General features: G+C 66.6%; 27 protein-coding genes. 6 read left to right on the top strand and 21 right to left on the bottom strand.

Translation table 11 applies throughout. The features are described 5' to 3' along the window. The first annotated feature begins 38 nt into the window (after positions 1-38). Together GD628_RS14950 and GD628_RS14945 are read left to right on the top strand one after the other, a co-directional pair. Complete coding sequence (locus tag GD628_RS14950) at positions 39-425, top strand: ArsR/SmtB family transcription factor (RefSeq protein ID WP_152275255.1); 387 nt, start codon at positions 39-41, stop codon at positions 423-425. Beyond that, entirely contained in the window at positions 406-894 is a 489-nt protein-coding gene (locus GD628_RS14945; RefSeq protein WP_152275254.1) for an SRPBCC family protein, read from the top strand. The genes GD628_RS14950 and GD628_RS14945 overlap by 20 nt, the downstream gene beginning before the upstream one ends. A gap of 32 nt (positions 895-926) precedes the next feature. On the opposite strand, the gene GD628_RS14940 is transcribed toward GD628_RS14945, so the two are convergent. Continuing rightward, entirely contained in the window at positions 927-1,370 is a 444-nt protein-coding gene (locus tag GD628_RS14940; RefSeq protein ID WP_176697609.1) for a (deoxy)nucleoside triphosphate pyrophosphohydrolase, read from the bottom strand. Positions 1,371-1,544: 174 nt separating this feature from the next. Here GD628_RS14940 and GD628_RS14935 point away from each other — a divergent pair, with 174 nt between their 5' ends. Beyond that, the gene (locus GD628_RS14935; RefSeq protein WP_152275253.1) at positions 1,545-2,774 is read left to right on the top strand and encodes an MFS transporter; all 1,230 of its coding nucleotides are present in this window, start codon (positions 1,545-1,547) and stop codon (positions 2,772-2,774) included. Positions 2,775-2,824: 50 nt separating this feature from the next. On the opposite strand, the gene GD628_RS14930 is transcribed toward GD628_RS14935, so the two are convergent. From GD628_RS14930 to infC, 4 genes are all read right to left on the bottom strand, one after another. Continuing rightward, on the bottom strand, positions 2,825-3,739 hold the full coding sequence (locus tag GD628_RS14930; protein WP_152275252.1) for a TrmH family RNA methyltransferase: 915 nt from the start codon (positions 3,737-3,739) through the stop codon (positions 2,825-2,827). An 18-nt stretch (positions 3,740-3,757) separates the two neighbouring features. After that, entirely contained in the window at positions 3,758-4,417 is a 660-nt protein-coding gene (gene rplT / locus GD628_RS14925; protein WP_091606083.1) for a 50S ribosomal protein L20, sunset domain variant, read from the bottom strand. A gap of 117 nt (positions 4,418-4,534) precedes the next feature. Next, positions 4,535-4,729 carry a 50S ribosomal protein L35 gene (gene rpmI / locus GD628_RS14920; protein ID WP_055240480.1) on the bottom strand — a complete coding sequence of 65 codons (195 nt, stop codon included), beginning with the start codon at positions 4,727-4,729 and terminating at the stop codon, positions 4,535-4,537. 103 nt (positions 4,730-4,832) lie between these two features. Next, on the bottom strand, positions 4,833-5,819 hold the full coding sequence (infC, locus tag GD628_RS14915) for a translation initiation factor IF-3 (protein WP_377955806.1): 987 nt from the start codon (positions 5,817-5,819) through the stop codon (positions 4,833-4,835). A 374-nt stretch (positions 5,820-6,193) separates the two neighbouring features. Here infC and GD628_RS14910 point away from each other — a divergent pair, with 374 nt between their 5' ends. Then, positions 6,194-6,619, top strand: coding sequence for a DUF1844 domain-containing protein (locus tag GD628_RS14910; protein WP_091606908.1), 426 nt, complete (start codon positions 6,194-6,196; stop codon positions 6,617-6,619). A gap of 52 nt (positions 6,620-6,671) precedes the next feature. On the opposite strand, the gene GD628_RS14905 is transcribed toward GD628_RS14910, so the two are convergent. The 8 genes from GD628_RS14905 to GD628_RS14875 all read right to left on the bottom strand — a co-directional run bounded on the left by GD628_RS14905 (position 6,672) and on the right by GD628_RS14875 (position 12,758). Continuing rightward, positions 6,672-7,979, bottom strand: coding sequence for an MFS transporter (locus GD628_RS14905; protein ID WP_152275251.1), 1,308 nt, complete (start codon positions 7,977-7,979; stop codon positions 6,672-6,674). Positions 7,980-8,008: 29 nt separating this feature from the next. Beyond that, positions 8,009-8,857: an SseB family protein gene (locus tag GD628_RS14900; protein WP_338083428.1), complete on the bottom strand. Its 849-nt coding sequence runs from the start codon at positions 8,855-8,857 to the stop codon at positions 8,009-8,011. A 5-nt stretch (positions 8,858-8,862) separates the two neighbouring features. Beyond that, on the bottom strand, positions 8,863-9,612 hold the full coding sequence (gene priA, locus GD628_RS14895) for a bifunctional 1-(5-phosphoribosyl)-5-((5-phosphoribosylamino)methylideneamino)imidazole-4-carboxamide isomerase/phosphoribosylanthranilate isomerase PriA (RefSeq protein ID WP_152275249.1): 750 nt from the start codon (positions 9,610-9,612) through the stop codon (positions 8,863-8,865). Between the two features lie 27 nt (positions 9,613-9,639). Further along, positions 9,640-9,777 carry a hypothetical protein gene (locus GD628_RS16560; RefSeq protein WP_193313291.1) on the bottom strand — a complete coding sequence of 46 codons (138 nt, stop codon included), beginning with the start codon at positions 9,775-9,777 and terminating at the stop codon, positions 9,640-9,642. A gap of 21 nt (positions 9,778-9,798) precedes the next feature. Then, positions 9,799-10,434 (bottom strand): imidazole glycerol phosphate synthase subunit HisH, encoded by a 636-nt coding sequence (hisH, locus tag GD628_RS14890; RefSeq protein ID WP_091606099.1) that lies wholly within the window; start codon positions 10,432-10,434, stop codon positions 9,799-9,801. Further along, positions 10,431-11,048 (bottom strand): imidazoleglycerol-phosphate dehydratase HisB, encoded by a 618-nt coding sequence (gene hisB, locus GD628_RS14885; protein ID WP_091606102.1) that lies wholly within the window; start codon positions 11,046-11,048, stop codon positions 10,431-10,433. The genes hisH and hisB overlap by 4 nt, the downstream gene beginning before the upstream one ends. 83 nt (positions 11,049-11,131) lie before the next feature. After that, on the bottom strand, positions 11,132-12,232 hold the full coding sequence (locus GD628_RS14880; protein ID WP_152275248.1) for a histidinol-phosphate transaminase: 1,101 nt from the start codon (positions 12,230-12,232) through the stop codon (positions 11,132-11,134). A gap of 79 nt (positions 12,233-12,311) precedes the next feature. Beyond that, complete coding sequence (locus tag GD628_RS14875; RefSeq protein WP_226802577.1) at positions 12,312-12,758, bottom strand: LysM peptidoglycan-binding domain-containing protein; 447 nt, start codon at positions 12,756-12,758, stop codon at positions 12,312-12,314. 416 nt (positions 12,759-13,174) lie between these two features. On the opposite strand from GD628_RS14875, the gene lexA reads away from it, so the two are divergent. Further along, positions 13,175-13,843, top strand: coding sequence for a transcriptional repressor LexA (gene lexA, locus GD628_RS14870; RefSeq protein ID WP_226802581.1), 669 nt, complete (start codon positions 13,175-13,177; stop codon positions 13,841-13,843). 48 nt (positions 13,844-13,891) lie between these two features. Here lexA and GD628_RS14865 read toward each other — a convergent pair whose 3' ends face one another. Together GD628_RS14865 and hflX are read right to left on the bottom strand one after the other, a co-directional pair. After that, positions 13,892-15,928, bottom strand: a complete 2,037-nt coding sequence (locus GD628_RS14865; RefSeq protein WP_091606107.1) for an ATP-dependent DNA helicase — start codon at positions 15,926-15,928, stop codon at positions 13,892-13,894. Further along, positions 15,921-17,489, bottom strand: a complete 1,569-nt coding sequence (gene hflX / locus GD628_RS14860; RefSeq protein ID WP_152275246.1) for a GTPase HflX — start codon at positions 17,487-17,489, stop codon at positions 15,921-15,923. The genes GD628_RS14865 and hflX overlap by 8 nt, the downstream gene beginning before the upstream one ends. A gap of 137 nt (positions 17,490-17,626) precedes the next feature. Between hflX and GD628_RS14855 the strand changes: the two genes are divergently transcribed. After that, the gene (locus tag GD628_RS14855) at positions 17,627-18,238 is read left to right on the top strand and encodes a class I SAM-dependent methyltransferase (protein WP_091606113.1); all 612 of its coding nucleotides are present in this window, start codon (positions 17,627-17,629) and stop codon (positions 18,236-18,238) included. Positions 18,239-18,254: 16 nt separating this feature from the next. On the opposite strand, the gene dapF is transcribed toward GD628_RS14855, so the two are convergent. The 6 genes from dapF to GD628_RS14820 form a co-directional block, all read right to left on the bottom strand. Further along, on the bottom strand, positions 18,255-19,205 hold the full coding sequence (gene dapF / locus GD628_RS14850) for a diaminopimelate epimerase (protein ID WP_226802576.1): 951 nt from the start codon (positions 19,203-19,205) through the stop codon (positions 18,255-18,257). Further along, a complete protein-coding gene (miaA, locus tag GD628_RS14845) occupies positions 19,202-20,110 on the bottom strand; it encodes a tRNA (adenosine(37)-N6)-dimethylallyltransferase MiaA (RefSeq protein WP_152275245.1) in 909 nt (302 codons plus the stop codon). The genes dapF and miaA overlap by 4 nt, the downstream gene beginning before the upstream one ends. Further along, positions 20,107-21,642, bottom strand: coding sequence for a tRNA (N6-isopentenyl adenosine(37)-C2)-methylthiotransferase MiaB (miaB, locus tag GD628_RS14840; protein ID WP_152275275.1), 1,536 nt, complete (start codon positions 21,640-21,642; stop codon positions 20,107-20,109). Before miaB ends, miaA begins: the two co-directional genes overlap by 4 nt. Before the next feature lie 121 nt (positions 21,643-21,763). Continuing rightward, entirely contained in the window at positions 21,764-22,570 is an 807-nt protein-coding gene (locus GD628_RS14835) for an aggregation-promoting factor C-terminal-like domain-containing protein (protein WP_226802575.1), read from the bottom strand. 81 nt (positions 22,571-22,651) lie between these two features. Continuing rightward, positions 22,652-23,938 carry an aggregation-promoting factor C-terminal-like domain-containing protein gene (locus tag GD628_RS16555; protein WP_193313289.1) on the bottom strand — a complete coding sequence of 429 codons (1,287 nt, stop codon included), beginning with the start codon at positions 23,936-23,938 and terminating at the stop codon, positions 22,652-22,654. Between the two features lie 63 nt (positions 23,939-24,001). Then, entirely contained in the window at positions 24,002-24,574 is a 573-nt protein-coding gene (locus GD628_RS14820) for a regulatory protein RecX (RefSeq protein ID WP_152275244.1), read from the bottom strand. Positions 24,575-24,583 lie beyond the last annotated feature (9 nt).

Below are 24,583 nucleotides of genomic sequence, written 5' to 3'. Positions count from 1 at the left end.
CTTGACCGGTGCCGCGGAGGGTTCTAAGTTACAACCAAATGGTTGTAGATGCGTTGCCAGACGAAGCCGTGAGCCGCCTGTTCCATGCCCTGGCGGACAGCACGCGCAGGGATATCCTGCGCCGTGCTGCCGCCGGCGAGCTGTCGGTATCCCGGCTGGCCGAGGCCTATCCCATGAGTTTCGCGGCGGTGCAGAAACACGTCGCGGTCCTTGCGGACGCAGGCCTGGTCTCCAAGGAACGCCGCGGGAGGGAACAGCTCGTGAGCACCACACCCGATGCCGTGGAGCAGGCACACCGCGCCTTGGACGCGCTGGCAGAGACCTGGGCCGGCCGGCTGAACCGGATGTCCGACCTGCTGCGGCAGGACAAGCCCGGGAACCTCCCGGGAGCTGGGAAGAACCGCCATGAGCGTGAAACGCATTGACAAGGACTATGACACCCTGACCATCAGGGCCCTCGCAGAATTCGAGGCAGCCCCGGAGAGGGTCTGGGAGCTCTGGGCCGATCCCCGCAAGCTGGAGGGCTGGTGGGGTCCACCGACCTACCCGGCCACGGTGCGGGAACACAGCCTGGTACCCGGCGGAAGCGTCACTTATTTCATGACTGGACCGGATGGACAGATCTACCACGGCTGGTGGGCGGTGCAGCAGGTGGATGCGCCCCGGCAGCTGAGCTTCCGGGACGGATTTGCTGATCAGGACGGAACCCGCCGGGATGACATGCCCGTCACAGAGGTCACGGTGACGCTCACGGCCCGAGACGGCGGAACAGCTGCAGAAATAGTGACGTCCTTCGCGGACCGGACCCAGATGGAGGAGCTGATCTCAATGGGTGCGGTAGAAGGCGCCGCCGAGGCGATGTCGCAGATGGACGCCATCCTGGCGTCCGCCTAGCGAAGGCCGGAGAGTCCCCGGCCGGCTGGAACCTATTCGGCCGGGGACTGATCCGCGGCCCGGCGAACTGCCGAGACAATGGGCAGGTCCGCTGGAATCCACGGCAGTTCTGCAAGCTCCGGAGAATCCAGCCGCACCCAGCGGAGTTCATCGTGGTCCTCCAGCGGGCGGGGCTCCCCAGCCTTCACCTCAACAAGCCAAACCCGCATCGCGGCCTGGGGATTCAGCGGCCAACCCTGATCCAAAGGTCCGGTGACCTCGCTCCCGAGCACCACCTCGATACCGAGCTCTTCGGTGAGCTCACGGTGCAGTGCGGCCTCGCAGGTTTCTCCGGGTTCAACCTTGCCGCCCGGGAACTCCCACATGCCGGCATAGGCAACGGGTGCGGTACGGCGAGCGGCCAGCAGGCTCTGCGGCCGGCCGAGGTCATCCACGATCGCTGCCCCGACTACCTGCTTCAGTTCTGAATTCGACACAGATCGAGTCTACGGTGCCTACTGGCCTAGACTTGGAAGGAACGGCATCGTGGCCGTTTGGCCCCCGGCCAACGGCAGCGCCAGCGTTCCCGCTCCGGCCCCGGGCCCGCCAGACGCGCCCGTGCCTCTACACGGCTCCGCGGCACCGCTGATCCGAAAGCACCCCACGCACTTATGCCCTCCCCGCGCGTAGCGACGCCCAAAACCCGCCACGTATCCCTGGCCATCATTGCCCTTGCCGCCGGCGGATTCGCCATCGGCACCACCGAGTTCGCCATTATGGGCCTGCTCCAGGAAATGGTCGCCGACCTCGGCATCTCCGTCCCCGAGGGCGGCCACGTCATCTCCGCGTACGCCCTCGGCGTCGTCGTCGGAGCCCCGCTGCTCGCCGCTGCCGGCGCCAAGCTGCCGCGCAAGTGGCTGGCACTGGGGCTGATGGCGTTCTTCGCCGTCGCCAACCTTTCGTCCTTCATTGCTCCGGACTACGGCTGGCTGCTGTTCACCCGTTTTCTCAGCGGGCTGCCGCACGGGGCATTTTTCGGCGTCGCGGCGGTCATTGCAGCCTCCCTTGTTGCACCTACAAAGCGCGGCTGGGCCATTTCCATGGTCATGCTGGGCCTGAGCATCGCCAACGTGATCGGCGTGCCCTTCGCCACCTGGCTCGGACAGCTTGCCGGCTGGCGCTGGATGTTCGTACTCGTTGGTGCCATCGCCCTCCTGACGGTCGCCCTGGTGGCGTGGTTCGTTCCGTTCCAGGCCGCGCACCCGGATGCCAGCATCAAACGTGAACTGAGTGCCCTCCGCCGGATGCAGATGTGGCTGGCCCTGCTCGTGGGCACCGTCGGCTTCGGCGGCTTCTTCGCCGTCTACACCTACATCTCCCCCACCATGACCGAGGTTGCCGGTTTCTCCATTGGAGTGCTGCCGCTGATTGTGGGCCTCTACGGCGTGGGACAGGTGGTGGGCAACATCGTGGGCGGACGGATCGCGGACCGCTCAGTTATGGGCAGCATCTATGCCGTCCTGGCCGGAACCGTCGTGATCCTGGCTGTCTATGCCTGGGGCGTGCAGTACAAGGCCAGTGCGATCATCCTCGTTTTCCTGGTCGGGGCTATCGGGTCAGCACTGACTCCCGCACTCCAAACCCGCCTCCTGGATGTCTCCCCCGGTGCCGCGTCGCTGGCGTCCTCGCTGAACCACGCCGCCCTCAACATGGCCAACGCCCTGGGTGCCATGGCCGGCGGTCTGGTCATCGCCTGGGGCTGGGGCTTCCGGTCACCTGCGATCGTGGGTGCGGTCCTGGCGCTGCTGGGCCTGGGAGTTGCCCTGCTCAGCGGGGCCCTGGACCGCCGTCGTCCCGCCGGGGCGTCCGCGAACGAGGCGGAGAAGGCACTGCAGCGCTAGGGGCGGCCCTGGGTCTTTAGCGGTTCTGGGACTTTAGCGGTTCTGGGTCTTTAGCGGTTCTGGGCGCGGGCGGAGGCGTACAGGCACACGGTCGCGGCCGTGCCGACGTTGAGGCTCTCGGCCTGGCCGTACACGGGGACGGCGACGCGGTAGTCCGCTGCGGCAAGTTCATCTTCGGCAAGGCCCTGGGCTTCATTGCCGAACAGCCAGGCGGAGGGATCTTCCAGGCGCGGACCAGCATCTGCCGGTGCCTGCGCAAGGTCTCCGGAAACGGGTGCGAGCCGACGCAGCGCAGATGAGTCCTGGAGTGCGTCCAGGTCCTGGCTGCCGTAGCCGTCCGCGGCGAGGATCGTGATGCCGGCCGTACGCAGCCGGGAGGAAAGCTCAGCAAAGTCCACGCCGGAAACGACGGGCAGGTGGAACAGGGAGCCGACTGTGGAGCGCACGGCCTTGGGATTGTGGATATCCACGCTGGACGCCGTGAGGATCACGGCGTCAGCTCCGGCCGAGTCCGCCGCCCGCAGGATGGTTCCGGCGTTGCCGGGGTCCCGTACCTCGCACATCACTGCCAGGAGCTTCGGCCGGGTGGCCAGTACGTCGTCGAGCGACGGCGACTGGATGCGGCACACAGCGACAATCCCCTGCGGGGACACCGTGTCCGCCATGGCCGCGAGGACCTCGTCCGTGGCCAGGCGCAGGCTGGTCTGCTCCGCGAGTTCAGCCAGTTCGGGAAGCCGGTCCAGGCACGCTTCGGTGGCGTAAGCCTCGACGACGACGCCGGGACGGCCGTCCGCAACCGCCGCGCGGTGCGCCACGAGGGCTTCACGGACAGCCTGCGGGCCTTCGGCCAGGAACCGGCCGGTCTTTAAACGAGCCGAACGCCCCGCCAGCTTCGCTGCCTCCTTCACCCGATCTGCTCGGGGGTTGGACATCAGCGGAGCGGCGGAGCGTCCGGCGTCATGCATGTTCAGCAGGTACCGAAATTAGCCCTGGAACTTCTGGCGGGCTTCGCCGCCAGCAGGCTCCAGGCCGGCAGCCTTGGCTGCTTCCACGGAGTTGAACCAGTACTCGGCTACGGTCTGCTCGTACCAGGTGGAACCCGGGACGTGGTACTTGCCGGTTGCCGCACCCTTGATGACGTAGCCCTCGGGAGCTTCGCCTTCGGAGGCCTTGAAGCCGCCGTCAGCAACGGTGGCGGTAGCAGCCGGGGCAGTCTTGGCAGCAGCCTTGGCGGGAGCCTTCTTGGCAGCCGGTGCTGCAGCAGCAGCGGCCGGAGCAGAAGTGTCGGACGGCAGGGCGTCCTTGGCAACCTGCACCAGGGTGGCGAAAGCGTTGGCGTCGTTGACGGCCAGCTCGGCCAGCATGCGGCGGTCAACCTCGATCTCAGCAGCCTTCAGGCCCTGGATCAGGCGGTTGTAGGTGAGACCGTTGGCGCGGGACGCAGCGTTGATGCGCTGGATCCACAGGCGCCGGAAGTCGCCCTTGCGCTTGCGGCGGTCACCGTAGCTGTACACGTACGAGTGCAGCAGCTGCTCTTTGGCCTTGCGGACCAGGCGCGAACGCTGTCCGCGGTAGCCCTTGGCGCGCTCGAGGATTACCCGACGCTTCTTATGGGCGTTAATCGCCCGCTTCACACGTGCCACGTGCGTACTCCTTAGAAATAGTCCCGCGCACACTACCGGTGCTGCGGCCCCTGTCGGGCCGCGGGAAAGTTAGTTGAAATATGGAGCAGTCCTTCTCAGAACCGCAGGGGAAGATGGTTACTTGCCGAGCATCTTCTTGATGACCTTGGCCTCGCCCGGGGTGACGATCTTGTCACCGGCGAGACGGCGGGTCAGGCGGGAGGACTTGTGCTCCAGGTAGTGGCGGCGGTTCGCCTGCTGGCGCTTGAGCTTGCCGGTACCGGTCAGCTTGAAGCGCTTCTTGGCGCCACTGTGGGTCTTCATCTTCGGCATGGGAACCGATCTCCTTTGGTTTCCGCGGTACGAGCCCGCGGGGATATGGGCACCTGTAACGGTGCCGGGGTTTCCTAGGGACGCCTGGGCGTTCTAGCGGTGCTTACTCCGCTGAGCCAGGCTTCTTCTGGCTCGAGGCTCCCGGGGAGGGTGCCTTGCCAGCAGGCTTGGGCGCGGCGGCCGGCTTCGGCCGGGCAGCGGGCTTCGGCGCGGACGGCTTGACGGCCGTCGGCTTGGGCACTGCCATGGGCTTGGGCGCTTCGGCCGGCTTTGCTGCAGCAGGTGCCGCAGCAGGCTTTGTAGCCGGCTTGGCGGCAGCAGCCTTGGCTGCTTCCTCCGCACGGCGGGCATCGGCAGCAGCCTTGTCCGCCGCAGCCTTGGCGGCCTGCGCTGCCTTTGCCTTCTCAGCCTGTTCCTGCTCAGCACGGGCCTGGTCGGCTTCGGCTGCGGAAGATCCAAGGCGCAGACCGTCCGGCAGCAGATCTGCCAGGCTCTGCGTCATGGGTGCCTTGTCAGCACTGGTGTCGACCCGTGCCGGGGCTTCACCATTCTTGGCGGCTTCGTTGGCGGCCTTCGCCTCAGCGCGCTGGGAAGCGCGGCGGGCTTCAGCCTTGGCTTCTGCCTTGTTCTTGAGGGGGCCGATCACCATGACCATGTTCCGGCCGTCGATGCGGGGGCTGGACTCAACCACACCCACCTCGGAGACGTCCTCAGCGAACTTCTGCAGCAGGCGGATGCCCATTTCAGGGCGCTGCTGCTCACGTCCACGGAACTGGATCATGGCCTTGACCTTGTCACCCGCACCGAGGAAGCGAAGGGCATGCCCGCGCTTGGTCTCGTAGTCGTGGGTGTCGATCTTGAGACGGAAACGGATTTCCTTCAGGACCGTGTTGGTCTGGTTCTTGCGTGCCTCACGGGCCTTGACTGCGGCTTCGTACTTGTACTTGCCGAAGTCCATTAGTTTGCACACCGGAGGCTTCGCCTGAGGTGCTACCTCTACAAGATCCAGGTCGGACTCCGCTGCCAGGCGAAGGGCGTCCTCGATCCGGACCACACCTACCTGTTCCCCAGCCGGTCCTACCAACCGCACCTCAGGGACACGGATCCGATCATTGATTCTTGGCTCGCTAATGTTGCAGCTCCTGTTTGACTCAAAACGGCTACCGCCTGCAACTGAAGAAGGCCCCCAATTGCACGCGCAATCGGAGGCCTCGGGGATCGGCCGGGCACTGCTTTGCAGTGCACTTCCCGGAATCATCCGAAGATGATGCCCCGGAAGGGCCGACCAGAACCCGGCAACTCTGATCCGGCCGTGAGGCTGGTTTAATCAGGCTGACGCGGGTGGGAGAGACTCCGCTTGCATACCGGTCCCGTTACCTGCGCCAGCATTCCACTGATTTTCATCACGTCGGTGAGCTGGGCACAAATAACGTGTACCGGTCGGTCTGTGACAAGCTTACCAGTATGAGTACCCCACAGAGCAATCCGGCTGGCGATTCTGCCCGCCATTCCTTCCCCGGAACCTCCGAAGAAGAAACCCACACCCATTCTGATAGCCCCGTGTCGGACCACGTCCGGGACATCGCCGAAGTCCCGGCGGTTGAAGTCATCACCACCGCGGCAGTCCACCTGATGAGCGCGGCCGCCGTGAAGTGCGGCCTGGCCGAAGGTGCGGATGCAGAAGAACTCAAGGACCTGGACGAGGCCCGCAAGCTGATCACCGCACTGGCCGGCTTCGTGACCGCGGCTGCTCCGGAAATCGGCAGCCAGCATGCCGGTCCGTTGCGTGACGGGCTGCGTTCCCTGCAGCTGGCCTTCCGCGAGGCCTCCTCCGTTCCGGATGCTCCCGGAAAGGGACCGGGCGAGAAATTCACCGGACCCGTCAACTAGGTTTCAGCACATGCATAGGCCCGAAGGATGTTCCTTCGGGCCTTATGCATGCCTAGACCAGCGTGCGGCGGGCGTTCACCACGGCCCGAATGCCAAGCGTGAGAAGAACCATCAGCGCTGCTGCGGTGCCGGCGAAGGCGAAACCCGCCCAGGGTCCGACGACGTCGATCGCCATTCCCGCCAGCGGCGCACCGATGGCGGTACCCGTGGTCAGCGCGGACCCGTACCAGCCCATGGCCTCTCCCCTGCGTTCTTCCGGGACCAGGTCCGCGACGCGCTCGGACGCCGCTGAAAGGACAGGCGCGCACAGCAGTCCACCGGGAATCGAAAGCAGCGCCAGGGAGACCGTGTCGGTTGCCAAGGACATCGGCAGCGTCAGCACCGCCATGGCGAGCAGCAGCAGCATGGGCGAGACACGCCGCTTCATGGCGCCGTAGACCAGGCCGCCCACGAGCGAGGCGAAGCACCAGACCGCGAAGACTATGCCCAGCTGGCCCGGGTTGCCAGAGGACTCCACCAGGGCCACGATGCCGACGTCGCTGCTGGCCAGCAGCAGGCCCGCGCCTGCAGCCACGACGAACACCACGGCAACGCTGACCGTCAGCCAGGAGAAACCTGCTGCTGCACGGGCCAGCAGTCCGCCGCTCTGGCCTTCCGCTTCAACCGCGGCACCGGCCGCTTCGGTTAGCTCAGCCGCCGGTTCGCCCAGGTGGGCCGGCGCGGAGGACACCACGGCCGCCGTGGCCGCTTCGACGTCGTGCTCCGTGGCCTCGGGCGATTCAGACCTGGTGGGCGGGTTGAACCACATCAGGAAGAGCCCGGCACCGGCAGTGCAGATGCCCACCAGGGTCAGCCCGACGGCGGTGGAGACTGAAGTGGCCAGGACGGCACCTACGGCCGGCCCGCCCATGAACACCACTTCGGTGCCGATCGAGTCGAGCGTGAAGGCTGTCCGCCGCTTGTCCCCCTTGGCGAGCACGCCAAGGGACTGCCGCACCACACTGAAGACGGGCAGCGTGAACAGCCCGCCGATCAGGGCCAGCACCAGCAGCCACTCGTAGCTGACGTGCGGGGCCACGGACCAGATCACGGCTTCGGAAATCACCGAGGGAATGAGCGCCTTGCGCAGGCCCACGTTATCCACCCGGCGGCCGCGCCACGGAGCTCCGACGGCGATGCCGATGGTCACAAGGGCGGCGACGACTCCGGCAGCGGCATACCCCTTGTCCAGGGTGAGCACTACGTGGAGGGTCAGGAGCACGCCGGCGGCAGCATGGGGGAAACGGGCCAGCATGCCCACCAGGAGCACACGCCGGACCGGGACGATGGCAAGCAGGTCCCGGTAGACACTAAAATTCACTGCACTTCTCTTCTGGCCGCTCGGGCCGGTCAGCGCGTGATTTTCAGTTCCAGGGAATCTACGCGCTCAACGAATTCGGGATGGCCGGCAAGGCGCTGCTGGAACGCTGCTGCGAGTGACTGGACGCCTGCCGCGTCGAGTCCCGGTGCCAGTTGGAGAATAATTCTCAGTTCCGGCCCTGCGCCCCCGCCGGAAACCAGCGTACCCCCTGCCGTGTGGGAGGCTACGCCACCCCCGGCGGCGAGGCGCACCTGGCGCACCGCCGACTCCTGGCCGGCGGCTTCGGCAACGATCCCGGCCAGCCCGCCGTCTTCGTAGGAGGGCACCCATTCCCGCTGCTGGGCCAAAGCCCACATGGCCGGCCGGCGCACCACGAACGTCACATCGCTGCCGGGGTCGATGACCAGCAGCTGGGCCTCCTCGGACACCGCGGACAGGGCTGCCCGCGGTGCGTAGACCGCCACGGGGCGCGCCTCCGGATGCCAGTGCGCAAGAGCGTCCACGGAGGAGAAGACCGGCAGGGCCTTCCGCCCGTCGGGCGCGGTAAGGGTCACCAGTGCCAGGTCGGCTTCCTTGTCTGCTGTCAGTCCGTGGTCCGACGTAGCTTCCTCACCGAGGGTCGCGACGATCGCCACGTAGACCCTGGCTGTGGCAAGCGATTCCACCACCCCGGCCTCTGTGCCGGTTCCCGCGACCAGGGCCTGCACGGCAGCCGCGTACCCGGCGTCCGCCTGGCCGTCGTCCTTGTCGAACTGGTGCAGCGGGTTGCCCTCACCCTCCAGGCTGCGCCCTTCCCAGGGCACGCCGGCGGAGTCCGTCGGCCCTCCGGCCCCCGCCAGTGCTGCGGCGATGTGTCCGGGAAGTTCGCGCTTGGCCACGGGTACTAGCGCTCCGGGTGGCCGGCGACGTCGAATGCCTGGGGCAGCGTGAAAGCGCCGGCGTACAGTGCCTTGCCCACAATGGTGCCTTCCAGCCCGAGCGGAACGAGTTCACGCAGCGCAGCCAGGTCATCCAGGCTCGAGATGCCGCCGGAGGCCACTACCGGACGGTCGGTGCGTGCCAGCACGTCACGCAGCAGGTCAACGTTCGGTCCGCGGAGGGTTCCGTCCTTGGTCACGTCGGTGACGACGTAGCGAGGACAGCCGGCATCTTCGAGGCGGGCGAGGACCTCCCAGAGGTCGCCGCCTTCCTTGGTCCAGCCGCGGGCGGCCAGCGTGGTGCCGCGCACGTCCAGCCCGACGGCGATCGCGTCGCCGTAGCGGGCAATCGCGCTGGCGGTCCATTCCGGGTTCTCCAGGGCAGCGGTGCCCAGGTTCACCCGGCGGGCACCGAGTTCCAGCGCCTTCTCCAGCGATGCGTCATCCCGGATACCGCCGGAAAGCTCCACCTTGATGGAAAGCTCTTCCACCACGCGCTTGAGCAGCGGCAGGTTGCTGCCGCGGCCGAAAGCTGCGTCCAGGTCAACCAGATGCACCCACTCGGCGCCGTCGTTCTGCCAGGCCATGGCAGCATCCAGCGGGTCGCCGTAGCTCGTCTCGGAGCCCGCTTCGCCCTGGACCAGCCGCACGGCCTGGCCGTCGGCAACGTCCACCGCAGGGAGCAGTTCGAGGATGGGTGTTTCGGTGAGGGACATGGTCCTGCTTTCAGAGGTGGGGCCGGCTCAGAGGCCGAGGGTAAGGACGTAGGCACCGAGCAGGGACATTCCTGCCAGCACCCAGAAACTGATGGAGATCATGCGCGGCATGCCCTGCCGCCGGAAGGAGATGGCTCCGCCAATCAGCAGGCCGGCCAGACCCATGAGGACAACGCTCCACACGGCTCAGCCCAGTCCCTTCAGCCAGTTTTCAAGCAGCGCGGCGCCGGCATCGCCCGACTTTTCCGGATGGAACTGGGTGGCACTCAGCGGACCGTTTTCCACGGCAGCCACAAAGGGCCCGCCGTGGTTGGCCCAGGTAACCAGCGGCGGCTGCATGGCAGGCTGCGTGACGTCGAAGTCCCACTTCTGCACGCCGTAGCTGTGCACAAAGTAGAACCGTTCGTCTTCGAGGCCGGAGAAAAGGCGGGACCCCGCCGGGGCTTCGACGGTGTTCCAGCCCATGTGCGGAACCACATCCGCGGCCAGCCGCTCCACCACGCCCGGCCATTCGCCCATGCCCTGGGTGCGGACACCGTGTTCCACGCCCTCGTCGAAGAGGACCTGCAGACCCACGCAGATGCCGAGCACAGGCCGGCCGCCGGCTACGCGGCGGCCGATCATCCGCAGCGCGTCGACATCCTTCAGTCCCTGCATCACGGCCGCGAAGGCACCGACGCCGGGAACCACCAGGCCGTCCGCTTCCAGCACGTCCGAGGACTTGGAACTCAGGGTGACGTTGGCCCCCACCCGCTCCAGCGCGCGCACGGCGGAGTGGATGTTGCCGGATCCGTAGTCCAGGACCGTGACGTTGCGGCTCACAGCGCACCCTTGGTGGAAGGAATGCCGTCTACGCGCGGGTCCGGTTCGACTGCGGCACGCAGGGCGCGCGCGAAGGCCTTGAACTGGGCTTCCACGATGTGGTGCGGGTCCCTGCCGCCGAGCACGGTCATGTGCAGGCAGATTTGGGCGTGCAGGGTGATCGCCTCGAATACGTGGCGCGTCAGTGACCCGGTAAAGTGCCCGCCGATCAGGTGGTATTCCTGCCCGGCGGGCTCTCCGGAGTGGACCAGGTAGGGGCGTCCTGAGATGTCGACGACGGCGTTGGCCAGCGCTTCGTCCAGCGGAACGGTGGCCTCGCCGAAGCGGCGGATACCCGCCTTGGAGCCCAGGGCAGTCTTCAGGGCTTCACCGATGCTGATGGCAACGTCTTCAACCGTGTGGTGGGCGTCGATGTGGGTATCTCCGGTCGCCTTGACCGTGAGGTCGATCAGCGAGTGCTTCGCCAGGGCGGTGAGCATGTGGTCGTAGAACGGCACGGAGGTGCTGATGTCCGACTGTCCGGTGCCGTCCAGATCCAGTTCCACGAGGACGGATGATTCGCTGGTGGTCCGCTCGAGGCGGGCCGTGCGGCCGGTGGCGGTCTCCACGGTCATAAAAGGTTCCTTAGGAAGAAGGGGCTCTGGTTACCAGTCTAGTGTTTGCGCACCGGAGCCGACGCTCCGGTCGCCGCTGCATGCTAGGCCGAGAGCAGCTCACGGAGCCGGGTGAGGAAGGCGGTGGTTTCGGCCTCCGTGCCGGCGGTCACACGAAGATGCCCCGGGATACCCACGTCGCGGATCAGCACACCCGCATCCAGGAGCCCCTGCCAGGTCTTCCGCGGGTTCTCGAGTCCGCCGAAGAGGACGAAGTTGGCGTCCGACTCCGCCGGCTGCAGGCCCAGTTCGGTCAGTTCGGAGACAATGCGGTCCCGTTGGGCCTTGATGTCCTCCACATTGGCCAGGAGGGCGGCCGCGTGGGCCAGGGCGGCATTGGCGGTGGCCTGCGTGACCGCCGACAGGTGGTACGGCAGGCGGACCAGGCGCAGGGCATCGGTAACCTCCGGCGCCGCGGCCATATACCCCAGGCGGGCACCGGCCAGGGCGAACGCCTTGCTCATGGTCCGGGAAACGATCAGACGCTCGCGTCCGGGGAGCAGGGACAGCGCACTCGGAGTCCCTGCGTGGGAGAACTCGGCGTACGCCTCATCCACGATCACGACGGTGTTGCTGGCGCTGCCCGCCTCATAGACGGCTTCCACGACGTCCAGCCCGAGAGCCGTGCCTGTGGGGTTGTTGGGAGTGCACAGCAGGACGATGTTCGGTTTCGCTCCCCGCACCTGGTCTGCAGCCGAGGAGGCGCTGAGCGTAAAGTCCGCGGCGCGGTGCCCTGCGATGTACTCGGTGCCGGTCCCGTTGGCGAGCAGCGGATACATGGAGTACGTGGGCGGGAAGCTCATGGCGGTCCGGCCTGGGCCTCCGAAGGCCTGCAGGATGTGCTGCAGGACTTCGTTGGAACCGTTTCCTGCCCAGATGTTTTCGACCGACAGCCCGTGGCCGAGGTAGGAGGCCAGCCGTTCACGCAATTCAGTGAATTCCCGGTCGGGGTAGCGGTTGAGCCCGGCTACAGCCTGGCGGACAGACCCGGCGATGGCGTCCGCAACTTCCTGCGGCAGTCCATGGGTGTTCTCGTTGACGTTCAGCAAGACGGGCACTTCCAGCTGCGGAGCTCCGTACGGGGTCCGGCCCCTCAAGTCGTCTCGCAGGGGAAGTCGGTTGAGTCTTTCCAGCTGTTCGTTCACCACTACAGCTTAAGGCGCCGCCCGCCGCGCCGCAGAATCCTGCGTAACGGTGACCGGCAGCCCGGAGTGCTGTACGGGCCTAGCCGGCCACCGGGATGTAGAGCTGGACACCGGCGGGGACCACGGCGTCGGAGAGGTTGTTCAGTTCCATGATGTCCGCGACGACGGCGCGGGGGTCACGTTCTGGAGCGTACTCTCCCGCGAGGCTCCAGAGGCTGTCCCCCGTGTGCACGCTCACCTGCTGTGTCCGCGTTACCTCTGCGACGCCGCTTGAGGCGAGTGCAGGGGCGGTGAAGAACCCAATGAATGTCAGCAGCGCTGCCCCGCCGAGCATCACTGGAGCGCCGATCAGCAGGAGCCGGCCGCGGCGGGTGAGCTTCAAGGGAGCCTGCGGCGCGGTGCGGCTTTTGCCGGAACGGCTTTCTGTGGTGCGGGCGGCCGCGGGGTTGGCACCTGAGCGGCGGGCAGCGGAGGCGAGACGGATGGAGCCCATTGAACTGGGGGCTGCCGCAAACTGAACGGACATGGCAAACCTTTCCGGATCGAAGCCTTTCTTCGCCGGCACACGCACCCGGCTTCGAAACTGGATTCGAACTGTTGGCATCTTCGAATCGAACATGTATTCGATTCCTGCTGTTTCCTTTTCTAGCATCTATCTACGAACGCTGTCGAGACTCACTCGAACAAATGTTTGAAAATGACCTTCCGCTCACCTAGCGTGGTACCAGCGGAAACCTTCGAAAGCCGCTGGATGTGGCCCTCTCGATGAGCGGACCGTTTCCGGCATCAGCGTTCGGACTAAAGGAAAACACCCGCCACTGACATTGCCGCCACTTCCGGGTAGCCCGGAACGCTCGAAGGGAAGCCGAAGTGCCCCGTAGGACAGACTCCGAAGGCCGCTCGGCTGCCGCTGCTGCGGTCGATTCCCCCCGCCCCCGGGCGCTGACCCCGCGGCAGAAGAAGATCCTGGAGACCATCCAGGCATCGGTCAGTGCCAACGGCTACCCGCCATCCATGCGCGAAATCGGTGACACGGTAGGACTGGCCAGCCTGTCCAGCGTCACGCACCAGCTGAGCCAGCTGGAGAAGATGGGATATATCCGGCGGGACCCGAAACGCCCCCGTGCCATGGAGATCCTGGTACCGCTGCTGATGCACAAGGAGACCTCCGGCTCCGCACCGGAAACCCCGGAGACCGGAGCCGCGGCGTCCGTCACGGAGCTGACCACCGCCGTGGACACAGCAATGGTTCCGCTGGTGGGACGGATTGCTGCCGGCGGGCCGATCCTGGCCGAGCAGGTGGTTGAGGAAATGGTCCCGCTCCCCCGACAGCTGGTGGGTCACGGTGAACTCTTTATGCTCCGCGTCTCCGGAGATTCAATGGTGGACGCCGCCATTTGTGACGGGGACTGGGTAGTTGTCCGGCGCCAGCAGACTGCTGAAAACGGGGACATCGTTGCCGCCCTGCTGGACGACGAGGCCACGGTCAAGACCTTCCGGCAGCGCAACGGCCACACCTGGCTGCTGCCGCAGAACACCCGCTACGAGCCGATCATGGGCGACCACGCAACCATCATGGGCAAGGTCGTTTCAGTGATGCGTTCCCTCTAGCCAGCCCAGGTCCCGCTCCGGTCTCCGCCTCTTCGACGGTCTTCGAAGCTAGGCTTCCGCGCGCTGGCCGGCGTTCAGCCGTTCCAGGATGCCCAGCGCCACGGACCTGTCCGTGGTCGACCAGAACGGCGGCAGCGCCGCGCGCAGGAACCCTCCGTACCGGGCCGTCGCCAGCCTCGAATCCAGCACCGCCACCATGCCGCGGTCTCCGGCAGCACGGATCAGCCGGCCGGCCCCCTGGGCCAGCCGGACGGCGGCATGGGTCGCCGAGACGCTCATGAAGCCGTTGCCGCCGGCCTTCGCCACAGCCCTCGTCCGCGCTGTCATCAGCGGATCATCGGGGCGCGGGAACGGAATGCGGTCGATCACGACCAGCCGGCAGGCTTCGCCCGGGACATCGACACCCTGCCACAGGGACATGGTTCCGAACAGGCACGTCGCGTCGTCCTCGGCGAATTCCTTGACCAGGGCGGACATAGAGGACTCGCCCTGGCACAGGATGGGAAAGTCCACTTTGTCGCGCAGGGCGGCCGCTGCGTCCTCGGCAGCACGCCGGGACGAGAACAGCCCCAGGGCGGCTCCGCCGGATGCCTTGAGGAGCGCTTCGAGTTCTTCCAGCTGGGCCGGTGACGTGCCGCGGTCCGGCTTGGGCAGGTCTTTCGCCACGTAGAGGACACCCTGCCGGGGATAGTCGAAAGGACTGCCGACGTCGGTGCCCGTCCAGTCCGGGGCGCCGGCTCCGCTCAGGCCGAGTCCGCCCGCTACCGGTCCGAACTCGGTGCCGATCGCCAGGGTGGCAGAGGTCAGCACCACGGTGTGCCCGTCGAAGAGTCCGTCCCTGAGCCGTCCGGCTACGGAGATCGGTGCGATGTTCAGGGTCGCGGGCGCCGAGTCGTCCGCCGGGGAGTATCCCTCGCCCGGGGAGAACGTGCTCGGCCGCGAGGACCACAGGACTTCGCCTGAGTCCGGGGCCTCAAGAAGCCGTTCGCACAGTTCCAGCACGGCGAGCAGCCGTGAACGGGCCATCTGCCGTCCGCCGTCGCCGGCGTCCCCACCTTCGGGCTTCGAATCAGAGAGGGCAACCCGGCAGGCTTCGCGCACCCGGGAAACCGCCAGCTGCTGTTCTTCGTTGAGGCCGGAGGGCATCAGTCCCGCGGGCAGGCCCTCCACGGACGAGTCAAAGGCACGGCCGGCTGCTGCCAGTTCTTCCACGGAAGCCGAAGTGTGTTTGCGTGCGGCTGTCACGGCGGCGCTGATGACCGTTCCGGAGAGCTGGCCGGTCACTGCCCCGGTCACCCGGTCCTGGAGCTCATGGGCCTCGTCAATCACCACCACGTCATAGTCCGGCAGCACCGCGAGTCCTTCGAACGCACTGATCGCCAGCATTGCGTGATTGGTGATCACGAGGTCTGCTACGGCTGCCTTGGCACGTGCCTGTTCACTGAAACAGTGCTCGGCCACGGGACAGCGCTGGGCTCCCAGGCACTCCATCGCCGTGACGGACACCTGCCGCCAGGCGCGGTCGCTGACGCCGGGCAGCAGCTCATCCCGGTCACCGGTTTCGGTTTCCTCAGCCCAGTCCCGCAGCCGCACTACCTCGCGGCCAAGGGCCGATGTCGGCCCCGCGGCAGGAGCCGGATGGGACACCGCCTTTTCCTCGCCGAGGGTAAAGAGGGCCCCCGGGTCATCGTCGTCGGGAAATCCGCCGCCCGTCTTGTGGACACAGACGTAGTTGCTGCGTCCTTTCAGGAGCGCGACGTCAACGTCACGGGACAGCTTGGGCTTCAGGGCAGCCAGCAGGCGCGGAACATCACGCCCAACGATCTGCGCCTGGAGGGCCAGAGTGGCGGTCGAAACCAGCGCCGGCTTGCTGCTCTGCAGCGCATGGTGGATCAGCGGCACCAGGTATGCCAGTGACTTGCCCGTACCGGTTCCGGCCTGGACCAGCAGGTGCCGGCCGGAGTCGATTGACTCGGCAACCTCCCTGGCCATTTGCTGCTGTCCCGGACGCTGCTGGCCGCCCATTGCTGTCACGGCCGTCTGCAGCAGGTCCAGGACCTCCCCGGCGGTGTCTTTCCTAGGCATGGCTAAGGAACGGCTCCAGCTCCGGAGCCAGGGAATCGCGGACCTTCACCCGTATCCGGGTGCCGCTTTCCTCATGGTCCAGCTGCAGGATCTCGGCATCCTGGCTGTGCAGGCGGGAAACAACATCGCCGCGGTCGTAAGGAACCAGCAGCTCGAGTTCAACGCCCGGGCGCGGAATACCTTCGGAGATGGCTTGGAGGAGCTCGTCGATGCCCCGCCCCGTGCGGGCGGATACTACGACGGTACGGGCTTCGCGCTGGCGCAGCCGTTCAATGACGAACGGGTCCGCGGCGTCGGCCTTGTTCAGCACAATGATCTCCGGGATCCGGCGGGCATCGACGTCGGCCAGGACTGAACGCACGGCCGCGATCTGCCCTTCCGGATCCGGGTGGGAGGCATCCACTACGTGCAGGACGAGGTCTGCGTCCGCCACTTCTTCAAGCGTGGAGCGGAAGGCTTCGACCAGCTGCGTGGGCAGGGACCGCACGAATCCCACCGTGTCCGCCAGGGTATAGCCCAGGCCGTCCGGGGTCTCCGCGCGGCGGATCGTGGGGTCCAGGGTGGCGAACAGCGCGTTCTCCACCAGGACCCCGGCGTCCGTGAGGCGGTTCAGCAGCGAGGACTTGCCGGCGTTGGTGTAGCCGGCGATCGCCACGGAAGGAATTTCGTTGCGCTGGCGGTTGGCACGCTTGGTTTCCCGGGCCGGCTTCATGCCGGCGATTTCGCGGCGCAGCTTGGCCATGCGGGTGCGGATCTTCCGGCGGTCAAGTTCAATCTTGGTTTCACCGGGACCGCGCGAGCCCATGCCTGCGCCGGCGCTGCCAACCTGGCCGCCTGCCTGCCGGGACATTGATTCGCCCCAGCCGCGGAGCCGGGGAAGCAGGTATTCAAGCTGCGCCAGTTCAACCTGGGCCTTGCCTTCGCGGGATTTTGCGTGCTGCGCGAAGATGTCCAGGATCAACGCTGTGCGGTCGATGACCTTCACCTTGACGATGTCTTCCAGTCCGCGGCGCTGGGACGGCGAAAGCTCACTGTCCACAATTACGGTGTCCGCACCGGTAGCCATCACCACGTCCTTGAGCTCCTGGGCCTTGCCGGAGCCAAGGAAAGTACCGGGGTCCGGCTTGAGGCGCCGCTGGATCATTCCGTCCAGCACCTCGGAACCGGCAGTCTCAGCCAGTGCCGCCAGTTCACGCAGCGAATTCTCGGCGTCCGCCGCCGTTCCTTCCGTCCACAGTCCGGCGAGCACAACGCGCTCAAGCCGCAGCTGCCGGTATTCAACCTCGGTGACGTCTTCGAGTTCCGTGGACAGTCCGGCTACACGGCGCAGGGCACGGCGGTCCGCCAGATCCTGCTGATCCCCGTCATAATCTGAATGCTCCGCTGCCTGCGATGACAGCGCCTGGGCCTGTCCGCGGTATCCGCCGGCAGGATTGACGCTCTGCTTGGCGGCAGCTGCGTCTTCCTTGGCCAGGATCCGGTCAATGACACCCTGAATTTCTTCGGGTTGGAGGTCCGTGGGCGTCGAGCCGGCAGCAGGACGGGAATTGTTGATCGTCATAATCTCCTTAGAAGCGGTGTTAACCATGGTATGCCAGTGGACCCACATTGTGAGGGGCGCCCGGCAGGTTGTGCAAGAAGGTTCGCGGCCGTCCCCGATGGGGCCTGGAGCCCGGACAGCCACTAATCTTGGTAGTTATGGGTTCAGAGCATTACTTCAGTTCGCAGCCGGCAACGCCGGAGGTCCGCAGGCCGCTGCACGTCTCGCTTGCAGGACGCGAGGTCACCCTCGCAACCTCGGGCGGGATCTTCTCTCCCGACGGCGTTGATAAGGGAACGCAGGTTCTGCTCTCCGGTATTCCCGATCCGGCAGCAGAGGGCAATCTCCTGGACATCGGCTGCGGCTGGGGACCGATCGCGCTGACCATGGCCCTGAAGTCCCCGGCGGCCCAGGTCTACGCGGTGGACGTCAACGAGCGTTCCCTTGGCCTGACCCGGGACAACGCTGCGGCGCTGGGCCTGTCCAACGTGCGGGCGTCCCTCCCGGACGATGTTGATCCGTCCCTGCGCTTCGAAACCATCTGGTCCAATCCCCCGATCCGGATCGGCAAGGACGAGCTGCACGCGCTGCTGCTGCTCTGGCTTCCCCGCCTGGCTCCGGGCGGAACCGCCTGGCTGGTGGTGCAGAAGAACCTCGGGTCCGATTCGCTTCAGCGCTGGCTGGACGAGACGCTGGGCGCGGATTTCGGCGTGTCCCGGCACAGCACGGCAAAGTCCTTCCGCATCCTGAAGGTCCAGCGCGCCGCCTAGGACCCCGCGGTAACCGCTAGAGCAGGGTTCCGCGTGCCACCAGCACGGCGGGTCCGCTGAGCTCTACGTGCTCGCGGCCTTCCGGTCCGGTGAGGAAACGGATCCCCAGCACACCTCCGGGCACGGCAACGCTCCAGCTGTTCGGGGCAGCGGCTCCGGCCCAGAAGCGGGTCGCAGCGGCTGCAGCGCAGGCTCCGGTGCCGCAGGACTGGGTCTCCCCCACCCCGCGTTCGTGCACCCGCATGGTCAGCTGGCCCACGCCGTCGACCACCAGAGGTTCCGCCGGAACGACGAATTCGACGTTGGTCCCGTCTTCGGGGACGGGTTCCACCGACGGCGCCGTGTTAAGGTCCGTCGCAGCCAGTTCCGACAGTTCCGCCAGGGCCACCACGGTGTGGGGGTTGCCCATGCTTACTGAGAGGCCGGGCCGGGGTACTTCCAGTCCGCCGGCGTCCACCACTGTGTCCATGGCCTTCGCCGCAGCGTGATCCGGAAAGATGAATTCCCACGGGCCCATGTCCACGGCGTAGCCGTTTTCGGTGCGGGTCACCGTCTTCAGTCCTGCGCGGGTTCCGATCGGAAGGGCCTGGCCCTCGGCGAGCTGCGCCAGCCCCTCTTCCAGCAGGAAGTGGACGAATACGCGCACGCCGTTGCCGCACATCTCCGAGACACTGCCGTCACCGTTGCGGTAGTCCATGAACCACTCTGCGTCCGGGTTGGTCTGCAGCAGTGCCTGTCCTTCGGGAAGGTGCTCCGAACGCACGGCACGGATGAAGCCGTCTGCGCCAATGCCGTTGTGGCGGTCGCACACGGCTGCCACCTCCCCGGCGTCGTAGTCCCGCAGCCCGTCCGGATCGGCAACCAGGACAAAGTCGTTGCCGGTACCGTGTCCCTTCGCGAAGGCGAGGCCGGCCAGGCCGGAGGGCAGACCAGAGGCGGACAGGGCAGCGGGGGAAGTAGTGCTCACTGATCCAGAATAGCGGTGAGCGCCTTCTCATGCAGGTTGGGATCGAGGGCATCCAGCCACGTGACGCGCGGATCGGCCCGGAACCAGGTGAGCTGGCGGCGAGCAAACTGCCGGGTTGCCACCACGGTGTCCTCAACCGCCTGTTCCGTACTCCACAGCCCATCGAGGACTTTCAGGAACTGGGCGTACCCCAGAGCCCGTGAGGCGGTGCGTCCGGTGCGCAGACCGGCAGCGTCCAGGTTCCGGACTTCCTCCAGCAGGCCCTGCGCGACCATGCGGTCCACCCTCAGGGCGAGCCGTTCGTGCAGTACCTGGCGGTCGACGTCGAGCCCCACCTGGATGGCCGGCTGGTGGTAGGTGCGGTCCGGCATAAACGAACTGAACGGCCGTCCGGTGAGCTCGTAGACCTCCAGCGCGCGTACCACCCGGCGGGCATCGCCCAGCCGTCCGGCGGACACCGGGTCAACCGCCGCGAGCCGCCCGCGCAGCGCGTCGAGTCCGGCGCGCTCAAGTTCAGTTTCGATCCGCTGCCGCACCTGCGGGTCGGTGCCGGGAAACTCGAGGACGTCCAGGGCAGCGCGGACGTACAGTCCGGAACCGCCCACGAGGATCGGATACTTGCCGCGGGCACGGATCTGGTCGATGGCCGCGCGGGCCTGGGCCTGGAAGGCGGACACACTGGCGTCTTCGGTGACATCCAGGATGTCCAGCAGATGGTGCGGAATTCCCCCGCGTTCGGCTTCGGGCAGTTTGGCAGTGCCGATGTCCATGCCGCGGTAGAACTGCATAGAGTCCGCGTTGATAATCTCCCCGCCCAGGTGCCGGGCAAGGGCGACACCGAGGTCGGACTTGCCGGTTCCGGTGGGACCGACGACGGCGAGAACGGGCAGCTGCGCGGCCGTCACCGGCGCGGCGGCAGGGCAGGCATGCCGAGGGAGACGCCTGCGCGGGCGGCGCCGTCGGCCGCTGGGGCCGGCACGCCGCAGGAGTCAGCCTGCGAACGGTCCCAGGCATCCCCGGCCCTGGAGCGGCGCAGCGAGTAGTCGGCGGGCGTCGCCGGGTCCGCAACGAGGTGGAAGGCTGCTGCGGACGTAACCGGAACGGTCACCAGGTCTCCCGGGCGCGGAACCGGGGCGCCGTCGGGAACGGAGAAGTGCACCAGCCGCTGGTCGCGTGACCGGCCTGAAAGGCGTCCGGTCTCCTCGGATTTGCGGCCGGCCGCGGCCGTGACCATGACCTCCACCGTTGTGCCCACCTGCTTGGCGTTTTCCTCCGCGGCGATGCGGTCCTGCAGTGCGGTGAGCCGCTCGTAACGCTCCTGCACCACGGCTTTGGGCAGCTGGTCCGGAAGTTCGGCCGCCGGGGTGCCGGGCCGCTTTGAGTACTGGAAGGTGAAGGCAGTGGCGAACCGGGCCTGCTCGACGACGTCGAGCGTTGCCTGGAAGTCCTCTTCGGTCTCCCCCGGGAATCCGACAATGATGTCCGTGGAGATGGCGGCATGCGGCATCTGCCGGCGGACCTTCTCCAGAATGCCGAGGAACTTCCCGGAGCGGTAGGACCGCCGCATGTCCTTGAGGACCTTGTCCGATCCGGACTGCAGCGGCATGTGCAGCTGGGGCATCACGTTATGCGTCTCAGCCATCGCATCGATAACGTCATCGGTGAAGGCGGCCGGATGCGGGCTGGTGAAGCGAACACGTTCGAGTCCCTCAATGGATCCGCAGGCGCGAAGGAGCTTGGCGAACGCGCCCCGGTCCCCGAACCCGACCCCGTAGGAATTTACGTTCTGGCCCAGCAGGGTGACTTCGATGGCGCCGTCGTCCACCAGCGCCTGGACCTCCGCGAGGATCTCCCCCGGCCGGCGGTCGCGTTCCTTGCCGCGCAGCGACGGGACAATGCAGAACGTGCAGGTGTTGTTGCAGCCAACCGAGATTGAAACCCAGCCGGAGTAGACGGAATCGCGCTTGGTCGGAAGCGTGGACGGGAAGACTTCGAGGGATTCAAGAATTTCCAGCTGCGCAGCGTCGTTGTGCCGGGCCCGCTCCAGCAAGGCGGGCAGGGCACCGATGTTGTGCGTGCCAAAGACCGCGTCCACAAAGGGGGCCTTGGCTACGATGGTGTCGCGGTCCTTCTGGGCCAGGCAGCCGCCGACTGCGATTTGCATCCCGGGCCGGGATTCCTTGACACGTGCCAGCTGCCCCAGGTTGCCGTACAGCTTGTTGTCCGCATTCTCCCGCACGGCGCAGGTGTTGAAGACAACGACGTCGGCGTCCCCCTCTTCCGCGGGAACGTAGCCGGCGCCTTCAAGCAGGCCGGAGATCCGTTCGGAATCGTGGACGTTCATCTGGCAGCCGAAGGTCCGTACCTGGTACGTGCGCTGGTGCTCTTGGGCCTCAGGGCCGGCAGGCGGTTCGGGTGCGGGGCGGGATACAGACAGGCTCACCCTTCAAGGGTACGTCCCGCCGGGCGCCGCTCCCCAATTTCCCGCGAGAGGCCAGTTACGGCTCTTTTCAGCGCCGGGAAGAGCCGTAACTGGCCTCTCGGCGGTTCGCCGGGGCTTAGTACCAGTTGTTGGCGTAGTGGAAGTTCAGCGCGGAGCAGGGACTGCCGTAGCGCGACTCGATATAGGTCAGGCCCCAGTTGACCTGGGTACGGTAGTTGGTCTGCCAATCGCTGCCGGCGGCGGCCAGCTTGGTCCCGGGCAGTGCCTGCGGGATGCCGTAGGCGCCGGAGCTGGCGTTCGTTGCGCTGGTCAGCCACTCGGATTCCTTGTTCCACAGGGTGTCGAGGCACGTCATCTGTGAAGCGTCCCAGCCATGGCCGCCAAGGACGGAAGCGGCATAGGCCTTGGCTCCGGCGGGATCATCCAGCGGCACGGAGGCCGCTGCAATGCGGGCTGCTTCTTCGGCTGCCGCCTGGTCTGCTGCAGCCTTTTGTGCTGCCGCAGCAGCCTCAGCTTCACGGGCTGCGGCTGCCTGGGCTTCTGCCTCGGCCTGTTCACCACTGTGCTGGTCTGCCGTCTGCTGTCCGTCCGTCTGCTGCCCCGCCTCAGGCTGGCCCGTGGGGGTTCCGCCGGCCTGCGGAACAGCGTCAGCGGAGGAGTTCGGCTCGGGTTCCGAAGCGGACTCCTGCCCGGAAGCATTGCCGCTTTCCGGCACCGGGGCGTCGGTGAACAGCGGCAACGCGAGACTCGCCAGCTGGATACCTGCCGTGGCGCGGAAGTCTTCTTCTCCCGCGGCAGCACCGGCGGTTCCCAGCACCATGATTCCACCGAGAGCGGCGACCGCGCCCACCTTCATCCGGTTGCGGCGGCGCTGCGCAGCGCGCTGCTGCCTCTGTTCACGGCGTCCCTGAAAGTTGCTCATAGGACCGGGACCGTACACATCGATCCTGAACAAGGTCGCGTTTAGGTAACGCCCGGGTTGCGTTCCGGTAACGAAGCCGGTTTAATACCAGCCCTTTTGTTCCGAGTGGGCCCAGGCCCCGCAGGGCGTCTCGTATCTCTGCGCTATATAGCTGAGGCCCCACCGGATTTGGGTCTGGTAGTTGGTGCGCCAGTCGCTTCCGGCCGCAGCCATCTTGTCTCCCGGCAGCGACTGCGGAATCCCATAGGCACCGCTGTAGGGATTCATGGCGCTGGTCAGCCAGTTTGATTCCCGGTTCCACAAATCGACGAGGCACCTGAATTCGCCGTTGCTCCATCCGTAGCCGCCCATCATGGAAGCCGCGAAGGCCTGGGCTCCGGCCGGGTCATTCACTGGCGCGGCGGGTGGCGGAGGGGGCGGTGGCTGGGGTGCGGGAACCGGCGGATTCGGTGCCGGCGCCGGTGCCGGAGCGGGCACTGGTTCCGGGACGGGGGCTGGCGCCGGGGTGTTTTCCGGCGTTGCCGGAGGTCTGGGAGTTGTGGGATTAATCACCGCGTCGGCCTCCCTGCCGGGTGAATTCTCGGCGGCCTTGCGGGCTTCTTCTGCCTGCTGCCGGACGGATTCCTCCAGCCGCGCGGCCTGGATCCGGCCGAGCTCCGCTTCGGCGGTCGAACTGCGCAGCTCTGCCAGCTGGGCGGCAAGAACCGCGCTGCGCTCTTCCTGCTCACGTACGGCCTTCTCTGCGGCCTGCGTGGCGGACTGGGCGTCCTCGTACTGCTCTCCGGCCAGCGCCGCCAGCTTGCCCCGCGCCTGACGTTCCAGCTGCTCGGCTTCTTCGAGGGACTCTGCCGTTTTCCGGGCCGCTTCAGCTTCGCCATAGAGGCGGGAGGTACGTTCGGTGACAAGTGAGAGCGTGGTGAGACGGTCCAGATGTTCGGCGCCCTCCTCCGCATCGAGAAGGAACAGGACAGTGCTGTCCATCCCTCCCGTCTTGTAGGTCTGGGCGGCCAAGGCCCCAATCTGGTTCCGGAGTTCACCGGCGCGGGCTGAGGCGGCACTGCGTTGTGCTGCCAGATCCGCCAGGCGTGCGTCACTGGCCTCGACTTCGGCCCGAAGCTCGTCGTAGCGGCTCGACGCAGACACGGCGGCATTGCCCAGGTTTCCCGCTTCGTCATAGAGACGGTCCAGGAGGTCTTCGAGTTTCCGGACCTGCTCCTCGGTGGAAGCTGTGTCTGACTTGGCCGCAGAAATGTCGTCCCAGGACGGGTACTCCGCAGCGGCGGCCGAAGGTATTCCGGTCAGCAGGGTGGCCCCCAAAACGCCCGCTGCAACAGCTGCCAGGGCAGGGTTGTGCAACTTCCGCCCCAACAGCCTCACAGTAAACATAGTGATGACAGCATACGGCACGACATCAAGACGCCTGGAAGGCTGTTACAGCCCACCGTCCTGGCGTGCGCTTAGGGCGTCGTTGACGACCGAAAAGCCCAGCGAAGGTGAGTAGCCCTTCCTGGCGAGCATGGACACCAGCCGACGAACCAGTTTGTCTCGTTCCTGCGGGTCGGCAGGCACGGCGGCACGGCGAAGTCTGCGCCCAACCAGGTCCTTGGCTGCCTCGACCTCGTCATCAGCGCTGATCTGCTCCAGTGCTTCTTCGGCCAGTTCCGGATCAATCCCCTTGCCTGCCAGTTCCCGCCGGATGGCGGAGCGTGCCAGCGACCGTGTCTGGGATCGGCTCCTGACCCACATGCGCGCGAACTCGGCGTCATCAATCAGCTGGACTTCTTCGAACCGGTCCAGGACCGCGTTGGCCACGTCTTCGGGGACATCCCTCTCGGCCAGTTTGTCCGCCAGCTGCTGCCTGCTCTTGGCGGAGCTCGTCAGCTGGCGCAGGATAATCGCACGCGCTACGGAGTGTGGATCGGCTTCCGGCGTTGCGTCTGCTGCTGAGCCGGGGGTGGGACCGTCTTGGCCCCCTCCCCCCGGCCTGCGGCGGCGATTCTGCACGGGTTTCGG

It is taken from the genome of Arthrobacter koreensis (assembly GCF_009193255.1).
Taxonomy (GTDB): domain Bacteria; phylum Actinomycetota; class Actinomycetes; order Actinomycetales; family Micrococcaceae; genus Arthrobacter_B; species Arthrobacter_B koreensis.
This window is presented reverse-complemented; position numbering and strand designations above follow the sequence as displayed.